The following is a 19,516-nucleotide window of genomic DNA, read 5'->3' as shown; positions in this document are numbered from 1 at the left end:
GCAAAATATTCACAATTGGAGGCAGCTGCTTGCCACGCGATGACAGAGTCGTTGACATCAAGTGACAATCGATTTCATACGGTAGGAGTGAACCGAGATTTTCGGCAATGACGCAGATTGGGGAATTGGAGATTAGACGTGAGAGCTTTGGCAGCGTCGATACGTTTTCCTCTTAAACATAAACGCCGTCGCTACAACCAGCGGCGGCGCCTCAGCAAACCGATACTTGTGATTATCGGTGCTTAAATATCGCTTTCCTCTTGTCAAGAAACGCGCCCATCCCTTCTTTTTGGTCTTCTAAAGCGAAGGCAGAATGAAAAAGGCGCCGCTCGAACAACAGACCTTCCGCAAGACTGCTTTCGAATGCACGATTAACAGACTCTTTAATCATCATCGTGACAGGGAGCGAGAAGCCAGCGATAGCCTGGGCCGCGCTTAATGCTTCATCCAGAAGACGCTCAACAGGCACTACACGTGCTACAAGACCGGATTTTTCCGCTTCAAAAGCATCCATCGTCCGGGCCGTGAGACACAAATCCATGGCTTTAGCTTTGCCAAGGGCACGAGTTAACCGTTGCGTGCCCCCTGCCCCCGGTAAAATTCCAAGCCGAACTTCGGGTTGACCAAATTTTGCGTTCTCGGCAGCAATGATGATGTCGCACATCATTGCAAGCTCACACCCGCCCCCGAGGGCAAAACCCGCCACTGCGCCTATTACCGGTTTTCGAGACTTACCCACTCGTTCCCAATTACGGGAGACAAAATCAGTCTTATAGGCACGCATATAATCGAATGACTTCATCGCTTGGACGTCAGCGCCAGCCGCAAAGGCTTTATCGCTGCCTGTGAGAACGATGCAACCTATTTCCTCATCGGTCTCGAACAAGTCGATCGCATCAGAAATCCCGTCCATAACCTCATCATTCAACGCATTATGAACATCAGGCCGATTGATTTTAATCAATCCTACACGCCCATGAACCTCAACGACGACAGTGCCATGACTGTTCAATTTTTAATTCCCCGAAATGTACAGTTGGGTCATCATTCAGCGCGAGACTACGGACTGCTGATCAACCACGCGTCACACAAACCCGTGAACACGTTAATAGGCTAATCAGCTTACCGTGACCAGAAGCTCGCGCTGAATTTATGGTTAGGCGGACATCAATTAATATTGGTAAAAGCCACGGCCTGTCTTACGTCCGAGATAGCCCGCCTCTACCATTTCCACGAGAAGTGGGGCTGGGCGATATTTGGAGTCTTTGAAGGATTCGAATAGAACTTGCATCACGGCTAATTGAACATCAAGACCAATCATGTCGCACAGTGCCAGCGGGCCAATAGGATGGTTAGCACCCATTTTCATGGCCTCATCAATTTCCGACGCCGATGCAAGATTTTCGCTCAAGGCGAACACAGCTTCGTTGAGCATTGGGCAAAGCAAGCGATTTACAACAAAGCCGGCGCTATTTTTTACTTTGACCGGCGTCTTACCTACCGCCTTGGCTAATGCCTCCATCGAATCAAACGCGGATTCGCTTGTCTGAAGGCCGCGGATAACTTCAACAAGAGCCATGACAGGAACGGGATTAAAAAAGTGCAATCCCACCACTCGTTCAGGTCGCGTAGTGGCTGCAGCCAATCGGGTAATAGAGATCGATGATGTATTAGATGCCAGGATTGCTTCCGGCCGAACAATGGCGTCTAGCTGAGCCATCAGTTGCAACTTCAATTCAAGGTTTTCCGTCGCGGCCTCAATCACCACGTCGCAATCAGCCAGGTCCGAGAGATTGACACCGGTTCGAATCCTGGACAAAGCATCCGACTTCTGTTGACCGGTAATTTTTTCCTTACTGAGCAGGCGCGACAGACTTTTGTCTACGGCATCCATCGCTCGGTCAAGCGCGGCAGCCGAGATGTCAATGAGTGTGACGTTGTATCCATTGATTGCGAAAACCTGACTGATCCCGCTGCCCATGGTACCCGCGCCAAGAACACCGATTTTTTGCATATTCATATGAACTCCTCAAGACAACAATAAGTTAAAGATTTACTTCAAATATTTTTTACTGCATGCTTTGAACTCTTCAGTTCCAGCGCATCGCAGCAATTCAAATAGAACCATCTCTCTTGTAACCAGAATTACGCCCGCAGTTAGTAATCGACTTAATGCCGCCGACTTGTCGATTTCCGCTCGTGAACCAACAGCGTCGATCACCACGAAAACCTGTTTTCCAGCAGCGACGAGGTCCAATGCAGTCAGCATCACGCATGCGTGTGTTTCAATCCCGCACAGAATCCATTGTTCTTGCAAACCGAATTCTCTAGCGGTGTCCCCACCTTCTTCAACGCAAGAAAAGTACTTTTTATTTATAATCGTAGGTTTCTGCGAGCACGCCAACAGATCATCTGAAATAGGACCCAAGCCGTTGGAATAGTGCGCGGAAAATCGTACGGCGATCTCAAGATCTTCACACAACCCTAGCAACCACTGACAGTTCTGAAGGATTTTCTGGTGATCCGGTACTAGTCGCAACACCTTGGGTTGCATATCTATAACTAGCAGCGCCACTTTAGCTCTATCAATCTTCAAGGTCATTTCTCCGTTTTATTTTTCGTGCCACCGGAACCACCACGCCGCGATTGCGCCCTCGTCACCAACTTACCCACTTCAGAGCTCACAGGCAGTTCACCGCTTTCGGCATAGACCTGGCAATTCAAGTCGATTTCATCAGGCTTATAAAAATAATTAACCATCAATCCGTAAGATTGCCGAAGACCCGCTTTTGAATTATCTGCCAACCAATTTATTTGTCCTAAACTCGCACCATTGGAAAAATGAAATTTCGCCACCGGATCGACAGGCGCTCCATTTTTCTTTTCTTTTGTGAGAAAATATGAAACTTCACTTTTAAGCCAATCTTTTAATTGACTGGTCAACGCTGCGGTATTGCTTGCTGTCGAGCCAAGCTGATCGCGAATTGCTGCTGGGATATCTGCTTTGTTATTTAAAAAAAACTCACGCAAATTATTCGGCAGCTGATCCGGGAGTTCCAGTACTCTATTTAACCAACGGGAGAATCCAGGAACTGGGGATAGTGTAGAAAACGTTTTTAAATTGGAAAACTCATGCAGTAATTGCTCTACCACACGTTTGATCAAAAACTCACCCATACTCACGCCGCGCAGTCCATCCTGCGCATTGGAAATGGAATAAAAAATCGCGGTGTCGGCTAAATGTGGATCCAACGTAGGCGAATTTTCGTCAAGTAACGCTTGAACGTTTTCCGCGATACCTCGTACCAGGGCAACTTCTACAAAGATCAATGGCTCGTCAGGCATCCGAGCGTGAAAAAAGGCATAACATCTACGATCGGAATCAACCCGGTTACGCAAATCTCCCCAAGATGTAATCTCGTGGACAGCCTCATATCGGATCAATTTCTCAAGCAAAGAGGCAGGTGAATTCCAGCCGATGCTCTTAAGCTCTAGAAATCCGGAATCGAACCAGCCCGTGAACAGGCGTAACATATCCTGATCCATGCCCGCCAGGTCCCCGTTTTCCTGCACGCGGAGCAGTTCAGCCCGCATGTCCACTAATTCTTGAACGCCCTGTGGAAGAAGGTTGAACTGGCGCAAGATACGGCAGCGCGGGCTTTCCAGGCTTTTCAACAAACTACCGACGGTAGCCGACCTTGAGCGACTGTCAGAAGAATTCAAATAAGCGTCTATCGATTTACGAACACCCTTTTCATCCACATCGAATGATTCGTTCAATAAAGACATAAAACGCTTTCGATCTTCGACCGAGCAACGGCGATAGAAATCCAGTATGCGCCCTACGTTGGCGCGGGACTTGGCTTCACTTCCATTTTCAGAGGCTGTTTCGTGCAGTAAAAGTCCAAGCAACTCCCAATCAGGAGGCCCGAGCGGGTCGCACGAGGCATTGGTGATGCGTTTACCAACCAACTGCTTGAAAAGCTGAAGTATTGAACGACTTTTTCTGTGCATACTGGGAAGTTTGATAGCAGAATTCATTAACTAGCCCTCAACTCTTAAGAAAAACGCACAGATCTATTGACGAATCCGACTGAAGCGAAGCTCACCATCATTCGCAAATGCCGCGCTGCATGCTTACGTCGAGTCTAAAGTGATGAGTCATATTTATTTTGCATTGCAGGCCAGAAATTATGCAGAATACGCCAAGATTAGAGCGTCTTTGATACGCCTCATTTTCCGCCAAGAGGAATGTCAGTAATGCATCCACATTTTTTAAGCCGCTCCACACTCTCCGAAACCGCACTGACGATTTCTGGACACTTTCTAGAAGCCATGCTACGGAAAACCAAAGCGACTCACGGCGATGCGGCAGTGCTGAATATTATTCGAAAATCTAACATTCCTGATGCTTGTCTCTATCAACCAGAGTTGAGAATCAGCCGCGCTCAATTCATAGCAGCGTACAAAGAGAATGTCATTCTGTTGGACGACGAAATGCTCGGATTATGGTCCCGTCCGATCCGCAGTGGAACGTTAAAATACATGATGTTGAACTTGTTGGATGCAGCCAATATCTCCATAGCGCTCAACCGATTCACACGCTTTTGGAATTTACTGTTAGATGACTATCAGTTAATGCTTGTCCGCGACCAAACCAGGATCGGCGTCGTTCTCAAACCTCGAACGGGAGCGTGCGAAGTCAATATCCTGGGTCACGAACTAATGATAAAACTTTTTCACGGAATTATTAGCTGGTTGCTAGACACAAGCATAGACATTGAGAATATTCAGTTTGCTTTTCCAAAGCCGGATCATTCCAGCGACTACGCTTTTTTGTATCCAGGACCTGTAAATTTCGGCGCAGAATTCAGTGCAATCTGGTTTGATTCAACACTCGGCCTGCGAAGTTTTCGCCGGACTCGCGTTGAGCTTTGGGCGTTCCTACGACGCGCGCCGGAAGACTGGGCATTCAATACTGTCAACACGGGCTTGTTGAGCACTAAAGTGAGGCAATACCTGGCAACTTCGGAAATTCCATCAGGTGATGTTGAAGAGGTTTCCAATGTATTAGGGCTTTCGGTTCGCACTTTGACTCGCAGACTACATGCTGAAGGAACTACATTCAGAATTGTCCGAGACAATTTACGCCGCGACCTCGCCGTTCAATTACTCACACAATCCAGAATTTCAATAGATGGTGTTTCCGCCCTTGTAGGCTTTGAGAACACCGCTGCTTTTTGTCGTGCGTTCCGAGGCTGGATGCAAGTTAGTCCTGGCGCTTATCGAAATCGAAATATCTAATTGCCCCTCAGACAACAAGGGGTGATTGCTCAAATAAGAAGCAATCACCCCATTTACTATAGTGCGCCCATTATCGACTTTGTTTCTAAAAACTCATCTAAACCCGAGGCGCCCCACTCCCGCCCATTCCCCGATTGTTTATAACCACCAAAAGGAGCATTAATATCAATCGGCGCGCCGCATAGATGAACCATCCCCGTGCGCATGCGTTTCGCAACAGCCTTAGCACGCGCTGGACTCGATGAATGAACATAACCAGAAAGACCATATATCGAATCATTAGCGATAGAAATAGCTTCCTCTTCGCTATCATAACCAATGACGACTAACACAGGGCCAAAAATTTCCTCCCGTGCAATTCGCATTGTATTGTCCACCTGAGTAAATACGGTTGGAGATATGTAAAAGCCCGCATTGTCCTTTACTGGATTTTCGATCCCTCCGACTAAGAGCTTTGCGCCCTCATCGATACCCACCTGGATCAACTCCCGTACTAAATTGTACTGGCGCTCGTTCGCCATTGGACCCATCGTGGTTTCAGGGTCCATCGGATCACCCACTTTGATCTCCGAGCACACTGTCGTGATAATTTCCTCGACCTTCTCAAGTAGAGCATGAGGGACAAGCATTCGAGACGGAGCTGTACACGACTGACCGGAGTTAGACATCATGTGTAGAACTCCGTGTCTAACTGCTTGCTCTAAATCAGCGTCAGGCAGAATAATGTTTGCAGATTTACCGCCCAACTCTAGTGACATTCTTTTTACGGTATCTGCGCCGGCAATGGTAAGACTCGCTCCGGCTTGGGTGGATCCTGTTAATGACACCATATCGACCAGTGGATGTGATGCTAATTGTTGTCCCAGTTTTCGTCCCTCACCGTTTACCAAATTGAACACACCGGCGGGAACGCCCGCCTCCTCCATGATTTCGGCTAATATCAGAGCCGAATAGGGAGCATTCTGACTTGGCTTCAGCACCATAGTGCAGCCCACAGCCAGCGCTGGTGCGACTTTGCATACAGTCTGATTCATCGGCCAGTTCCAAGGCGTAATCAAAGAGCACACGCCTATAGGTTCTTTGGTGATGAGCGTCGACCCACGTTGAGTTTCGAAACTGAAATCTTTAAGTGCTGCCAATGCCGCTTGAAAATGCCAGAGCCCAACCGAGGCCTGGAGCGGGCGGGACAATTGATGAAAAGGCGCCCCCATCTCAATGGTAATCGCCTCGGCTAGCTCATCTGAACGCCGCTCATAAACTGCACAGATTCGCTCCAGGAGCGCTATACGAAACTCCACAGTGGTAGTGGAGTACTCAGGGAACGCGTCAAAGGCTGCCTGTATAGCTAAATCCACATCAGCCGCTGAACCAAATGAAACCGACCCAGAAACCTGGCCATCGGCAGGGTTGATAACATTGTGATACTGCTGCTGGCCCTGTGGACTAACCCACGCACCGCTGATAAAAAATCTATTACGATTTTTACTTTGCAGAAACATCTTCACTCTCCGAAGTAGTACATAGCTCAGGTAAAAGCTACCGAAACCACGACGGATAGGCTTGTCCGCGCATGACTAAAATGACGACATCATGCGCCAATCAGTGAAGGCTTCACCTGTACCTGCTGCCTGTATTGTTGAGGTGTTAGCTGCATCCACCGTCGGAACGCGCGACTGAAGGAGCTAGCCTCGGTGTAACCGAGCAAAAGTGCGATTTCGGTTATGCTATGGGTGGAGCAAGATACATAATTTTCTGCTAGAGACCGACGGACCGCTTCAACAAGATGACTAAAATCCAGATCATGATCAGCCAAACGTCGTTGCAGGGTCCGCACCCCCATATTCATGGAGGCGGCGATTTGTTCGATGCTTGGGCATCCGCTACTCAGGCTATCAGCGACGTGGCGCAAGAGGCCATTAAGTAAATCGTTAGGGCCAGTTCTCATTACCCGCCGTTGCTCCAGGAATACTTCTAACGCTTGGAACAGGCGAATATCGGCAGTTCGCACCGGCATTTCCAGCAAGCTGGTCGAAAAAAACAAGCGATTCTCGGGACGATTGAAAAGTACCGGGCAATTAAATATTTCTCTGTAGATGTTCAAATCCCCGGAGGCGCTATGCTCAAACTCTACACGAATCGGCAACAGGTCAGGACAGCCAGTAACCTCACGTATCAGGCTGAGCCCAGAAGCGATCGAAAACTCAGAATCCTGCCTGCGTTGAATTATTAGAGGATCGACAACTTGGTAACCGATACCAATAAACTTGTCGGACTTGGTGATATCTAGTCGAACTCCTTGAGTGAGCACCCCTATGAAATGACTTAAACAATGCAGGACCAGTTGCATCGTCGGCGCACTCCGGACCGCATGCCCCCAAACCCCCCACCCATGGCAGTTGGTAAGCAGGCCAACTTGAAGCCCGATATTGGGTGAGATTTCCTTCCCCAGTATTTCCCATAAAGCGACATACTGAGATAAAGGGATCTCGTACCCAGGCGAATGCAAAATTTCTCTACTGAGTCCTACGGCGGTCAAATAGGGGGAAAATAACTCGGCGTGCTGTGTGAAAAAGTTTTCGGCGTATATGGTATGGCAATGATGTAAAGTCATATATGCCTCACTCAAGCATTGATTAACTGATTGACCTGCCTGGATTGCGTCCAGGAAAATCTCAATTTTTATTGGAAGCTCAATCTTAGGGTGATAAAGCGATAGAAATTTGCTCAGTAGGCCAGCAGTTGTGCAGAACGAGCCAAACAAGCAATAGAAGCTTGGCGCTCGTCCTGGCATCGCTTAACATCATTAGAACTAGTACTCGCACGCCAATATAAAACTCACAATACATTAAGCAGCCAATAATGAATGACCTACTACCTGTAGATTTTATGCTTAGAAATATCGAACTGCCATCGAGCAGACTCTCTAAGCCAGATCAGTCTGAAGACAATTTTATCGAAATACCGGGTTCAGCCACTCCAAACCCGATCCGTCATCGTACCTATATCATGCAAGGCCTGTTTGAATCTTTAAATCGAGAAGCCCATCGTTTAGTATTGGAGGGCGCAAGACCTGCGGATGTTGATAATCTCGTGGGGATTTCGAAATTCAATATGGGAATATTGGCATCGAATGATCACTACGGAATAGATGTGTTTTTTTGGGAGCGCATAAAAAATCGCAAGCTGCAAATGAATAATCCTAATTACTTTGCACTTGGAAAAGAACTATTTATTTTAGGCAGGTATGGAAAAAAATCTGGGAGAGGGTTTTATCTGTACGAAAACTCATCAAAACAACCAGACCCAGAGCTCTCATTAATAGCAGCGATGCTTGCCCACGAAACAAACATCAACTATCGGCCTCACATTGCCGAGCAGGAAATCATGGAGCGCCTCTTGATAACTCTAATAATCGAAGGTGCAAAATTGACACAAGAACTTCCAGGCATCTCCTTTCAGGACGTTGATCTCGTATTTTCTCAAGAGTTTAATTTACCATTACAGCATAAAACCCCGATGCAAAGTGCAACACTACTAGGCTCAGAGTTTATTTTAGATAAAATAGATCACTATCAACACACGTTGGGTAATCATGGCAAACAATGGTTTGCCTGCCCACCTTTACTGAAAAAACTAATAAATTCATCGTCGGCAACTTATTGACCCGGACTTAGCCCCCGGTAGCGCTCATGAAACGAATCACCTGTACTTCGTCTGCGCGGTCAAAACCATGCGCAGCCGGCTTTAATTTCATTGCATCGATTATTTTTGATTTCATTGCGTCGCGACTATAACTGCTATCACGCAATATCCGCTTAAGATCAATTGCGTTATCCTCTCCAAGGCAAAGAATAAGCTTTCCGTCCGCCGTCACTCGAACTCTATTACACGCACCGCAAAAATTATGGCTATAGGGCGATATAAAGCCTATTCTGCCGTCATAGCCTCTTACGCTGTAATATTTTGAAGGACCTCCGGTACGTTCTACAATAGGTGCCAGATCTAAATTATCACTCAAACGCTCAAGCACTTCATCACTAGTAACTAGCGTTTTATTACGATCATGACTATTCACTACGCCCAATGGCATTTCCTCAATAAAACTAATGTCCAAACCTCGACTCAGTGCAAAAATAGCCAGGTCATACACCTCATCAAAATTTACCCCTCTTTGAATGACACTGTTAATTTTTAGCCGCTTGAAGCCTGCCCCTATCGCTGACTCGATACCCTCGAGAACCTTTTCCAACTTATCCCTTCGTGTCAGTAGAGCAAACCGTTCGCGCGAAAGTGAATCAAGACTTATGTTGAGTCTTTGTACTCCCAGGTGATGTAATTCGATTGCTTGCTCAACTAACTGCGTGCCATTCGTTGTTATTGCCAAATCTGTCAACTCTGTATGACCAGCTAATTTGCTCAGTAGCCGGTTCAAATCCTTCCTTACCAGAGGCTCGCCCCCCGTAATACGGATTTTGCGCACTCCGAGGGCGATAAACGTACTTGCCACCTCATGCAGTTCCTCAATACTCAGCAATTCATCTCGAGCGCTGAAGCGCATGTTTTCAGGCATGCAATAAATGCAGCGAAAATCACAACGGTCGGTCACTGACAGTCTGAGATAATCTATTCGTCGACCAAATGGATCGACTAACTGAACATCAGCCATATGCCTCTCTTAGTTCATTAGGTAAAACATCCTGACAAATTATCTGCGGGCGCCCATGTGACATATACACAACATCATACATTCGCCCTATTTGGGTCACCTCTTGATTTTAGCTGGGCGCTTGTCTAGAAACGCGCCTATGCCTTCGATGGCGTCAGACTCCATGGCATTACACGCCATGACTTCAGATGCGTATGCATATGCATCCTCAACGGGCATCAATTGTTGACGATAAATCATTGACTTACCATATCTAACGGCTGTCGCACTCTTTGAGGAAATGGCAGAAGTTAAAACGTCCACAGCGATATCGAGATCATCACGTTCGACTGACTCGTTGACCAACCCCCACTCCACCGCTGTTTTTGCATCGATAAATCTCCCGGTAAACAACATCTCGAAGGCTCGCTTGGCAGACACGTTGCGGGTCAGCGCAACAGAGGGCGTAGCGCAAAAAAGCCCCAAATTAATACCTGAAACCCCAAAGCGGGCCTCTATTGCGGCAACTGCCAGGTCACAGCTCGCGACCAGCTGGCAGCCTGCCGCAGTTGCAACGCCTTGCACACGAGCGACTACGGGCACAGGTAACGACTGGATTCTTAGCATTACATCGCTGCATAAACGAAATAGGTTCTGGTAAAAAACCGTATTCTGGTTTTGCTGCATCTCGCGCAAATCGTGACCTGCACAAAAGGCATTTCCTTTCGCGGCCAACACGACACAGCGAATGCTGGAGTCGGATGCGATTAAATCTAACTGTTCTTTCAGCGCACTTAGCATTTCTTCCGACAACGCGTTGAACTGTTGCGGCCTGTTAAGCCATAACGTCACAACGTCGTTTCGACGCTCGTGCAGGACTAAATCATCTACATTAAACATGGATTATCACCTTTATACCTGCGCATGCTCGAAAAAGCTTGCGCAGGATGCTTCTGTTCACTCAGGAGTAACTGCCTACCGTAATTTGAGCTTTAATGGAGTTCCCTATAAAGCATCTTTTATGTGCGCTTGCATGCATACGAGCGATGGCTTTTTCATCGGGCTGTTTCTCCCCCGAGAATACTATTTTTGGATAAAGCTCAATCAAGGTAATTTCCAGATTGCCACTGTCAGCTTTCTCAAGGTACCCGACAGGCGTGTCGCTGTAGGACTCTGGGAGAAATCCCTGTTGCTCAGCGATCGCCAGAAAAAAAAGCATATGACAACTAGCTGCAGCGGTGACCAACAGTTGTTCCGGATCCGCACATAGTGCATCGCCCTTGTATTCAATCGCAGCTGAAATGTTTAATTTCTGCTGACCTTCGAACCGACCAACGTGATTACGCGAGTAGGTGGAAGCGTCATCCGCATGGGTATTTTTTTCCCAGCTTATCTCAGCAGCATGTTCAGACATGATTTCTCCTCAATATTGTTGTTTAACAAAACATGTTTACAACACCATCACTACAACAACCAGACAACTAAACCGTCGAGACGTTGTCGATTAGTTCCTGATAATATTCCATCGCTGCTGGCGCTTCATCGCTGTAAGGCGACACATAGACCAAGCACGTATGAGCGGCACATCCCTGGCTAAATTTTGATGAAGCAATGTCCAGTGTCAGAATATTTGGATTGCCCGCGAGATCCAAACTGTTTTGCGCTGTTGTTGTTAACCAGGCACCGGTCGGGAGTACGACTACTCCCAGACTTACCGTGTCAGTAATCGTTGCACATGCCAAACAAGCACCCCGGGCATTCCAAACTTTTACTGTATCGCCGTCTAAGATATTAAGCCGCTGGGCATCTTCTTTGTTGATTTGTGCTTGTTCTCGCCCGTTGCGCTTTAACGCGAGACTGGCTTTGCCAGTTTCTAATTGACTGTGCAATCGACCCGCAGGTTGATTAGATATGAGATGCAGTTGTGACGGGGCTGCGTTACCTAGCCATTCTGCAGGTTCCAACCAGGCGGGGTGAGACAAGCAGTCATCATAATTTAATTTCGATAAAACGGGACTGTCGAGAACAATCTTGCCGCTCTCTGTTTTGAGCTGATGCGTTTCCGGCGAATTTCGAAACTCTTTCAAATATGTATGATTACTTCTTGTGGGGCATTGCGCGTAGCCTTGCTGCCAGAACGCCTCGAAATCGGGCATCTTAAAGCCATGCCGGCTCAAAGCATCCAGTCTTGTTTCATTATATATATATTTCAACCATTCGATTTCATTGCGCCCTTCGTTAAATTTTTCAGCCACTCCGAGCTTCGCCGCAATAGCGTCAAAGATATCAAAATCTGATTTAGAGTCACCTACTGTCTCGATGGCCCGATGCATAGCCAGGATATAATCAGATCGTTTACTGGCGGCAATGTCATTACGTTCGATGGACGTGTTGGCGGGAAGCAAAATGTCCGCACGCAACGCAGTCGGCGTGAACATCGGATCTTGTACAATAATCGTTTCCGGTCGCTTCCAGGCTGCGTCCAATCGGTTTAAATCTTGATGATGGTGAAATGGGTTGCCCCCAGCCCAATAGACAAGCCGCACATCTGGATAAGTTTGCTCTTTTCCCTCATAAGTGAACGCCATTCCAGGATTCAACAACATGTCGCTAATGCGTGCAACCGGAATGAAGTTAGATATCGGTCTTTTAAGCTGAGAAATGGACGGCGACTTACTGAGGTTTACCGGAGCCCCCATTCCACCAAGCGAAGCATAGCCGTAACCAACGCCTCCGCCGGGCAATCCTATTTGCCCAATCATTGCAGCAAGCGCTAAGGCTGCCCAATATGGTTGTTCACCATGATGAGCACGCTGTAAGCTCCAGCTCAGCGTCAGCATTGATCGAGTACTTACAAGCACTCTGGCCAGTTCCTGAATACGGACTAGGTCGATACCAGTGATGGAAGACGCCCAAGCTGCATTTTTATACGTGCCGTCCTTACTTCCATCTAGATAGTTAATAAACTCCTCTGACCCGCTCGTATACCGCGCCAGAAATTCTTTATCATGCAGTTCTGAATGTAAAATCTCACCTGCCAGACCCAGCATCAGAGCAGTATCTGTATTCGGGCGGATTGGCCACCACTCAGCATTGACCCACTCAGGCAAATCATCTTTCAAAGGCGATACAAGGATAACTTTTATTTTTTTTGCAACTATTTCTCTAAGATAATTTTCCAGAGAATGCTTAGCAATGCTTCCGGCTTCATTCTGCGAAGTTCTGGGTGTTAGGCCGCCTAAAACTAGAAGAGTCTGCGTGTGCTCCACAATTGTATCAAACGTACTTGCGTCCCCCGTGCAGGCGCCAGCCTCGCCGAGCACATGTTTAAGTATCGTGGGGCCGGCAGCGATAGAATAGGTATCGACGTGTCCGGTATAGCCGCCGACGAGATTTAGCATACGCTTAAGCAAGGATGGCGCATGGTGAAGTCGACCACAACTTGTCCAGCCATAAGAACCTGCAAAAATCGCTTCGTTTCCGTGATCGGAAGATACTCGCTTGATTTCCTCGGCCACCAAAGTCGTGACGTCTTCCCAGCTCATAGGTATGAACTTGTCATCACCGCGCGCGGAGCGATCACTCTTCCCTCGGTTCTTCAGCCAGCCTGCACGAACCATGGGCTGCTTGATGCGGCGATCAGAACGCGCCCATTCACGAACGGAATCAATTATCGGCGAAGGCGCTGGGTCATGCTCGAATGGCTCAATCCCGACAATTTCATTATTTTCGACGAGAATTGAATAGGCTCCCCAATGGCTGCAATGGGCGTAGCGTTCAACCTTCATGATAGGGTCTCCAATTTTTCTTCTTATACGATGGATAATCGGTGTGTCTTGGCGGACCGCTCGCTGCGGCTTCTCCCGGGATCCCTGAAGCCAGGCCGCGAACGCCCGACTGGCATGCATAAAACCATCGCAGAACCCCCGATCAATATTCACCGGGCTTGCCTAGCAAACAAAGTAATCAGTACGGGAGACTGGGGCTTGCCAACAGATGACAGAGTCGTTGTCATCTAATGCCATTCGAGAGTTGGGCATCCATTCCTGTCTGCGACAATCGATCGCACTCGATTCCCCCGACTCGACTGGGCCCCATGGTGTTTGGTGCACGCCAATGGCAAGAAGAAAGCCAGACTCAACTACATTCATTACCCTCTAGGGCAGATGCAGTATCGAGCTCACCGGCGCCTTTTCAGTGGCCGTCGAGATGGTCGTGACCTTTTGCAGTTTCGATAAAGTTGTCTTCAACAAAGACATTGGCAGCCTGGAATTAGCCACCTGGGAATTGACTGCGGTTGTGGTAGCAGTCGCTACGCAAAGGTCGACCATGTGAAGCGAGCTGTTAGTGCTGGTGCGTCGAAACAAGATGTAGCTGAGGCGATCATGGTGGCGACAGTCCCTCGCGCTGGCGGCGGCATTACGCATGGCTGGCAAGCGATAAAAAAATCGCTGAAACTAAGTAGGGGTCAAAAAGCCTCGTTGAGCCCACGTCAACCTAACGGTCGAGGCCCGCTAGGAGCGACGTCCGGCGAGGCAGCCACGACTGGCACTTGAGATCTTATGCTGGCGAGCTCTCCAAGCCGTAGCGCGATACCGAAGCTTTTCCCCAGCCACTGCCAAGCTAAATGTCACGCTTCTCGCCGTAGGGCAGAAAATTCGTAAACTGCAGTCATGGGTGGGCAATTCCTTGTTTTAGCGCTCGAGCAGCTCCACTCACCAGAAGCTCATGACATCTATCAAACGGCCTATAGATATCTATTGCGGGGGGCCGCTCGGGTACTCAAAATTACTCAGCGATCCGTCAGATGAACGAATCCAGATTTTGTTTCTTATGGAGTAGCTATTTATGCGTCCTAAATCCATACAATTCATAACCTACCCGAAAGTAAGTTTACTTGACTTGGCAGGACCTCTCGACGTGTTCATGGCAGCCAACCGCTTTTCCCGCCCCGATCACCAACCATATGCGATTTCTATTTTAGCGTTAAACCAGACCACTGAGATATGCTCGAATTTTTCAGTAAACACTGAAACTCTGCAAGCAGAAACCTCTTCACCGCATACATTAGTTATACCTGGCGGACCAGGCATACATGATTTCTGCAAAGACCCGAAGTTCGCCACGCACTTCATAAACCACACAGAAAAAGCCAAGCGGTTGATTTCTGTTTGCACTGGCATATTCGCACTAGCTTTTGCCGGAAAACTGGACGGACGGAAAGCAACTACTCACTGGTCCGCGTATGACGAATTGGAGAGACTTTTTCCATCAATAATAGTTAAGCGCGGCCCTATATTTGTTAATGATGAATATATATGGACATCTGCAGGTGTTACATCAGGAATTGACCTAGCACTATCCATCGTAGAAGAAGACCTGGGACACGCCGTTGCACTAGAGGTTGCTCGACATCTGGTAATGTTTCTCAAACGCTCGGGAGATCAGAATCAATTCAGCCCATCCTTGATCTTGCAATCGAAGAGCAGCCAGTTCTCAGATTTACACGCCTGGATTAATGAGAATCTAGGCACCGATTTAAAAGTGCCAGTGCTCGCAAATTTCATGAACATGAGTGAAAGAACATTTATACGTAAGTACTCAGAATCTATGGGGAAAACGCCAAGCAAAATGGTAGAGCTACTCCGATTAGATGCGGCCCGCGATATGCTGACAAATTCAAACAGCCCACTCAAGACCATAGCCCAACACTGCGGACTGGGTAGTGAGTCGACCCTTATTAGAAGGTTTGTGAAGAATTTTGGCATCACACCCAAAGAGCATCGCGCACGATTCAAATCGACCCAATAACATTCCACACCTACAACGCAGCGGTGCTTTTTTATACAACGTTGCCTTTCCCAAACTTAAAGTAATCTCATCTACCGCTGGAGAAGACCCAAAGGGCCTGCTCATCTGGGCCAAAATCCGTCTAAATCTGGCGGATACAATCAATATTTTGTCATTTTCTCGCAACAGTTTTTCTATAAATTATTCCCAGCTCAAAAACAATCTATTACCGCTACAAAATAGCAGTGGCTAGGATGTGGAGATCCAGAATTTAGTTCTCGTAAAAATAATTTGCCTAAGCACCTCCCGCCATGCTCTGCGTCAGAGGCTTTCATATGTAAAAACTGGCAATCAATACAATTGAGCTACAAGCACAAGTGGATGACAACCTGTACATGGAGATTTTGTCGCTACTAAAAAATATAAAATGAATTTCGCCACACTGCGTTGACTACAACCTCACACCAGCTACAAGCTCCGAAGGCTGGATTATAAAAACCGCCTGGTTTGATGCAGCCTCGATGCACAATCACTTTTCCTCTGAATCATTGCAGGCCCTTCTCACGTTATTAGTTTCGAGCTGTTCGAAACTCTGCTTTGAAGAAACATTGAGTACTGTGGGTTGAGACTGCTTTGCCACTCTGGTAGGACACGATCATAGACCCGAAATCCAAAATTCTCCCGAATTTCCACCGTATCCACGGTTCGTACCCCAACCCCGGTTCGATATGCATTCACACGCGAATCTAAGACAATCCGTAAACGGTCGGCGGGTAACGAAGCTGTCCGCACCTACCGGCAAGGTCATGACGGCGGCTTGATGGCGCTGAAACTTGGCAATCAGGCTCCCATCGTGAGGCCTTTAGTTCGAGTGGCGTCGTGTTCGGACATTAGGCGCTGTCTGTATCTGCGTCTAATATCATGCCTCGAACGCGCGATCACGAGGCTAATGGTGGGACGCCTTCATATATATTTCTGCGAGCAGCGTAGGGGAAGATCCCTTCGGTAGATTCGACTTATTGGGTCAAAGTGCTCAAAGATTGGCATAATCAATTTTTTGCAGAATCTTCATACCGTAAATCTGGGATACTTTTAGGGATCAATACCAATCATGAAAGACGCCACCATCGCGCTGCACCATGGTTTCAAGTCGGACCCGACTACCAAGGCCGTGGCAGTACCTATCTACCAAAACGTTGCCTTTGAATTCGATAATGCCCAACACGGCGCCGACCTCTTCAACCTGGACGTGCCAGGCAACATTTACACCAGAATCATGAACCCCACCAATGATGTGCTGGAACAACGTATGGCCGCCCTAGAAGGCGGCATAGCAGGTCTGGCCGTATCGGCCGGCAGCGCGGCGATCCACTATGCGATCCAAACTCTAACCCGCGCAGGTGACAATATCGTCACCACTCCACAACTCTACGGCGGCACGTACACTCTGTTTGCGCACCTGTTGCCGAGCTTTGGCGTGGATGTGCGTTTTGCCCGGGATGACTCTGCCGAGGCTATCGCCGAACTCATCGACGACAATACCAAGCTGGTGTACTGCGAAAGCATCGGCAACCCCGCTGGCAACATCATTGACCTCGAAGCTCTGGCTGATGCTGCTCATACCCGTGGCGTGCCGCTGGTGGTCGACAACACCGTAGCTACGCCAATCCTTTGCAAGCCGATTCACTTCGGGGCCGATATCGTCGTGCATTCAGTGACCAAATATGTCGGCGGGCACGGCAACTCACTAGGCGGTGTGATCATTGACAGCGGCAACTTCCCTTGGACCCAATACCCGGAAAAATTTCCCAGCCTTAACCAGCCCGAGGCGGCGTACCATGATGTGATTTATACTGAGAAGTTCGGCCCCGCCGCCTTCATCGCGCGTGCCCGCACTGTGCCATTGCGAAACACTGGCGCGGCATTGGCCCCTATGAACGCGTTCCTGTTGCTTCAAGGATTAGAAACGCTCGCGTTACGCATGGAGCGCCATACTGAAAACGCCCTGAAGATTGCGCAATTCTTGCAGAGCCATGCAGAGGTGGAATGGGTGAGCTATGCCGGTCTCTCCGACCATCCTCACTACGCATTGGCGCAAAAATACATGCAAGGTAAGCCGTCGGCGATCCTATCGTTTGGTTTGAAAGGCGGCTATGACGCAGGTGTGCGCTTTTACGATGCCCTGCAAATTTTCAAGCGGTTGGTGAATATCGGTGATGCTAAATCCCTTGCCTGCCATCCTGCTTCCACTACTCATCGGCAGATGAACAAGCAGGAACAAGCGAAGGCTGGCGTGAAGCCAGAAATGATTCGTCTGTCGGTAGGAATCGAGGCGATTGAGGACCTTATCGACGATTTGCGCCAGGCGCTGGGTTCGTCTCAAACTTGAGGCTAAAAGGTCGGCTAGGGTGATCCTAATATCCGCAGCTCATCCAGTAGGTAGCTATGTGTTCTGCGAGGCGTGGGGGGGCTGTGCGGTGCGGCCCTCTGCTTAACAACATTTGCGCCAAATTCACTGATTTGAAGTTTGCGCGAACGCCGCCAAGTACCGGATAACAGTCCGGGTACCTGGCGCCGTCGCCCGCCTCAGACATCAGCGGCATAGTAATGGTGAGCCCGCCTTCCAATATGGCGGAATTAATCAATAATTTGTCATTTTCGCGACGAAAGAATGCAGTAGATTATTCTAAATAATCATAAATTTTTATCACCATAAAATCAGAGCGCCCTCTCGATAAGAAATCAAATAAAAACCGACTCATATAAACACAAGACAAACAACTCACCCTCTTCACAACAGACCAAACATATAATTCACTATATAAACCACGCACAAAAATAATACTTCACACCCACACTATGAAACGATAGCTACGCACTAACCTCATCGATAGCCCCCATCTCATGCGGGTTCCACACCGAACAATCATACGCCAACTTGCAAAATCAGGAGCAAAACATCTCAATGGAGTGACTCTTTATGTATGCGACTCAAAGCTGCAACCTCTATGCAAAACTTTTTTATAGGCCCATTGATGCAGCCTTGCGTTGGTGCAACTTGATTACCTACGAAAAAGAAATACTCGAAGTGGCTCAGCGCTGCCCAAGCCGGCTCAAAAATAGCTTCCCGCAGTGGCCCTGCCTGCATGCAAATACGGAAAAAATTATCGATGCCATTCAACACGGGGAGCTCGCTTATGGGTGTTTCGGCGTACCAGTGGCCATTGGCACTCCCGTTAATTACGACCACATAACCGTCCGCCACACTGATCTAAGATTTTGGATGTCGCGATATTATCCTGACCAACGACCAGCGTTTCTCTTTGGGGAGGGGCCCAATCAAAAAGGAGCCATTAGTATTGAAACATACTTAGCATTACAAGGTGATCGGGATGCTTTGCAAGTGCAAATAAAAATTTTGGACGCAGCTCATCAGCAGCTGCTTAACGACCTTGAAGCCATCGGATTGGAAAGAAAGAACATACATCACTTGCTCAAGACCAATCGTAAAATCAGCGATCGCAGCGAATCCGTCTATCTCAACATTATCGGGGCGATGGTCAATCTATTTCTCGACAAGTCCCCAGCTGGAAAACCATTGTCGGTTTTCCAATCCCAAGCGGCCATCGTTGACGCGCTAACCGCTCATTATAAAAACGTACCGGGCATAACCAAGCGTACGCTGGACGAAAAATTTGCTGCTGGTAAGCGCAGCCTCATAAATCGATGAGGCTGATTGCACTGCAATCACTCCCGTTGCGGCGCAATGACTCCACG

17 protein-coding genes are annotated in these 19,516 nt (G+C 48.1%); 7 read left to right on the top strand and 10 right to left on the bottom strand.

What is annotated here, in order from left to right; all coding sequences use genetic code 11:
* Positions 1 to 232 precede the first annotated feature (232 nt).
* The 4 genes from KSS96_RS11070 to KSS96_RS11055 form a co-directional block, all read right to left on the bottom strand.
* Complete coding sequence (locus KSS96_RS11070; RefSeq protein ID WP_217856217.1) at positions 233 to 1,012, bottom strand: enoyl-CoA hydratase; 780 nt, start codon at positions 1,010 to 1,012, stop codon at positions 233 to 235.
* A gap of 159 nt (positions 1,013 to 1,171) precedes the next feature.
* The gene (locus KSS96_RS11065) at positions 1,172 to 2,020 is read right to left on the bottom strand and encodes a 3-hydroxybutyryl-CoA dehydrogenase (RefSeq protein WP_217856215.1); all 849 of its coding nucleotides are present in this window, start codon (positions 2,018 to 2,020) and stop codon (positions 1,172 to 1,174) included.
* 33 nt (positions 2,021 to 2,053) lie between these two features.
* Positions 2,054 to 2,596 carry an isochorismatase family protein gene (locus tag KSS96_RS11060; RefSeq protein ID WP_217856213.1) on the bottom strand — a complete coding sequence of 181 codons (543 nt, stop codon included), beginning with the start codon at positions 2,594 to 2,596 and terminating at the stop codon, positions 2,054 to 2,056.
* A gap of 2 nt (positions 2,597 to 2,598) precedes the next feature.
* Positions 2,599 to 4,041, bottom strand: a complete 1,443-nt coding sequence (locus KSS96_RS11055; protein WP_217856211.1) for a malonyl-CoA decarboxylase — start codon at positions 4,039 to 4,041, stop codon at positions 2,599 to 2,601.
* Between the two features lie 219 nt (positions 4,042 to 4,260).
* Here KSS96_RS11055 and KSS96_RS11050 point away from each other — a divergent pair, with 219 nt between their 5' ends.
* On the top strand, positions 4,261 to 5,304 hold the full coding sequence (locus tag KSS96_RS11050; protein WP_217856209.1) for an AraC family transcriptional regulator: 1,044 nt from the start codon (positions 4,261 to 4,263) through the stop codon (positions 5,302 to 5,304).
* A 56-nt stretch (positions 5,305 to 5,360) separates the two neighbouring features.
* On the opposite strand, the gene KSS96_RS11045 is transcribed toward KSS96_RS11050, so the two are convergent.
* Both KSS96_RS11045 and KSS96_RS11040 read right to left on the bottom strand, forming a co-directional pair.
* Entirely contained in the window at positions 5,361 to 6,803 is a 1,443-nt protein-coding gene (locus tag KSS96_RS11045) for an aldehyde dehydrogenase family protein (protein WP_217856207.1), read from the bottom strand.
* 89 nt (positions 6,804 to 6,892) lie between these two features.
* Positions 6,893 to 8,095, bottom strand: a complete 1,203-nt coding sequence (locus KSS96_RS11040) for an AraC family transcriptional regulator (protein WP_225913322.1) — start codon at positions 8,093 to 8,095, stop codon at positions 6,893 to 6,895.
* A gap of 68 nt (positions 8,096 to 8,163) precedes the next feature.
* On the opposite strand from KSS96_RS11040, the gene KSS96_RS11035 reads away from it, so the two are divergent.
* Positions 8,164 to 8,967, top strand: coding sequence for a 3-hydroxyacyl-CoA dehydrogenase family protein (locus KSS96_RS11035; protein ID WP_217856205.1), 804 nt, complete (start codon positions 8,164 to 8,166; stop codon positions 8,965 to 8,967).
* A gap of 7 nt (positions 8,968 to 8,974) precedes the next feature.
* Here the strand turns inward: KSS96_RS11035 and moaA are convergent, their stop codons facing one another.
* The 4 genes from moaA to KSS96_RS11015 all read right to left on the bottom strand — a co-directional run bounded on the left by moaA (position 8,975) and on the right by KSS96_RS11015 (position 13,737).
* On the bottom strand, positions 8,975 to 9,970 hold the full coding sequence (gene moaA / locus KSS96_RS11030; protein ID WP_217856203.1) for a GTP 3',8-cyclase MoaA: 996 nt from the start codon (positions 9,968 to 9,970) through the stop codon (positions 8,975 to 8,977).
* A gap of 96 nt (positions 9,971 to 10,066) precedes the next feature.
* On the bottom strand, positions 10,067 to 10,849 hold the full coding sequence (locus KSS96_RS11025; RefSeq protein ID WP_217856201.1) for an enoyl-CoA hydratase: 783 nt from the start codon (positions 10,847 to 10,849) through the stop codon (positions 10,067 to 10,069).
* Positions 10,850 to 10,910: 61 nt separating this feature from the next.
* Entirely contained in the window at positions 10,911 to 11,363 is a 453-nt protein-coding gene (locus KSS96_RS11020; RefSeq protein ID WP_217856199.1) for an OsmC family protein, read from the bottom strand.
* A 67-nt stretch (positions 11,364 to 11,430) separates the two neighbouring features.
* A complete protein-coding gene (locus KSS96_RS11015; RefSeq protein WP_217856197.1) occupies positions 11,431 to 13,737 on the bottom strand; it encodes a molybdopterin-dependent oxidoreductase in 2,307 nt (768 codons plus the stop codon).
* 258 nt (positions 13,738 to 13,995) lie between these two features.
* On the opposite strand from KSS96_RS11015, the gene KSS96_RS11010 reads away from it, so the two are divergent.
* The 5 genes from KSS96_RS11010 (at position 13,996) to KSS96_RS10990 (ending at position 19,469) form a co-directional block, all read left to right on the top strand.
* Positions 13,996 to 14,187 carry a hypothetical protein gene (locus KSS96_RS11010; RefSeq protein WP_217856465.1) on the top strand — a complete coding sequence of 64 codons (192 nt, stop codon included), beginning with the start codon at positions 13,996 to 13,998 and terminating at the stop codon, positions 14,185 to 14,187.
* Positions 14,188 to 14,494: 307 nt separating this feature from the next.
* Positions 14,495 to 14,647, top strand: coding sequence for a LysR family transcriptional regulator (locus KSS96_RS28165; RefSeq protein ID WP_217856463.1), 153 nt, complete (start codon positions 14,495 to 14,497; stop codon positions 14,645 to 14,647).
* 150 nt (positions 14,648 to 14,797) lie between these two features.
* A complete protein-coding gene (locus KSS96_RS11000) occupies positions 14,798 to 15,760 on the top strand; it encodes a GlxA family transcriptional regulator (protein WP_217856196.1) in 963 nt (320 codons plus the stop codon).
* A 1,090-nt stretch (positions 15,761 to 16,850) separates the two neighbouring features.
* Entirely contained in the window at positions 16,851 to 18,128 is a 1,278-nt protein-coding gene (locus KSS96_RS10995; protein WP_217856195.1) for an O-acetylhomoserine aminocarboxypropyltransferase/cysteine synthase family protein, read from the top strand.
* A gap of 591 nt (positions 18,129 to 18,719) precedes the next feature.
* On the top strand, positions 18,720 to 19,469 hold the full coding sequence (locus tag KSS96_RS10990; RefSeq protein WP_217856193.1) for a hypothetical protein: 750 nt from the start codon (positions 18,720 to 18,722) through the stop codon (positions 19,467 to 19,469).
* Positions 19,470 to 19,516: the final 47 nt, after the last annotated feature.

Source organism: Pseudomonas asgharzadehiana (assembly GCF_019139815.1).
Taxonomy (GTDB): Bacteria; Pseudomonadota; Gammaproteobacteria; order Pseudomonadales; family Pseudomonadaceae; genus Aquipseudomonas; species Aquipseudomonas asgharzadehiana.
This window is presented reverse-complemented; position numbering and strand designations above follow the sequence as displayed.

What these genes read in the sequence shown, in the direction of transcription:
- KSS96_RS11040 (WP_225913322.1), bottom strand. Translation starts at nt 8,095, where the DNA reads ATGCCAGGACGAGCGCCAAGCTTCTATTGCTTGTTTGGCTCGTTCTGC.
- KSS96_RS10995 (WP_217856195.1), top strand. Translation starts at nt 16,851, where the DNA reads ATGAAAGACGCCACCATCGCGCTGCACCATGGTTTCAAGTCGGACCCG.
- KSS96_RS11050 (WP_217856209.1), top strand. Translation starts at nt 4,261, where the DNA reads ATGCATCCACATTTTTTAAGCCGCTCCACACTCTCCGAAACCGCACTG.
- KSS96_RS11065 (WP_217856215.1), bottom strand. Translation starts at nt 2,020, where the DNA reads ATGAATATGCAAAAAATCGGTGTTCTTGGCGCGGGTACCATGGGCAGC.
- KSS96_RS11020 (WP_217856199.1), bottom strand. Translation starts at nt 11,363, where the DNA reads ATGTCTGAACATGCTGCTGAGATAAGCTGGGAAAAAAATACCCATGCG.
- KSS96_RS11055 (WP_217856211.1), bottom strand. Translation starts at nt 4,041, where the DNA reads ATGAATTCTGCTATCAAACTTCCCAGTATGCACAGAAAAAGTCGTTCA.
- KSS96_RS11045 (WP_217856207.1), bottom strand. Translation starts at nt 6,803, where the DNA reads ATGTTTCTGCAAAGTAAAAATCGTAATAGATTTTTTATCAGCGGTGCG.
- KSS96_RS11000 (WP_217856196.1), top strand. Translation starts at nt 14,798, where the DNA reads ATGCGTCCTAAATCCATACAATTCATAACCTACCCGAAAGTAAGTTTA.
- KSS96_RS10990 (WP_217856193.1), top strand. Translation starts at nt 18,720, where the DNA reads ATGTATGCGACTCAAAGCTGCAACCTCTATGCAAAACTTTTTTATAGG.
- moaA (WP_217856203.1), bottom strand. Translation starts at nt 9,970, where the DNA reads ATGGCTGATGTTCAGTTAGTCGATCCATTTGGTCGACGAATAGATTAT.
- KSS96_RS11015 (WP_217856197.1), bottom strand. Translation starts at nt 13,737, where the DNA reads ATGAAGGTTGAACGCTACGCCCATTGCAGCCATTGGGGAGCCTATTCA.
- KSS96_RS11025 (WP_217856201.1), bottom strand. Translation starts at nt 10,849, where the DNA reads ATGTTTAATGTAGATGATTTAGTCCTGCACGAGCGTCGAAACGACGTT.
- KSS96_RS11035 (WP_217856205.1), top strand. Translation starts at nt 8,164, where the DNA reads ATGAATGACCTACTACCTGTAGATTTTATGCTTAGAAATATCGAACTG.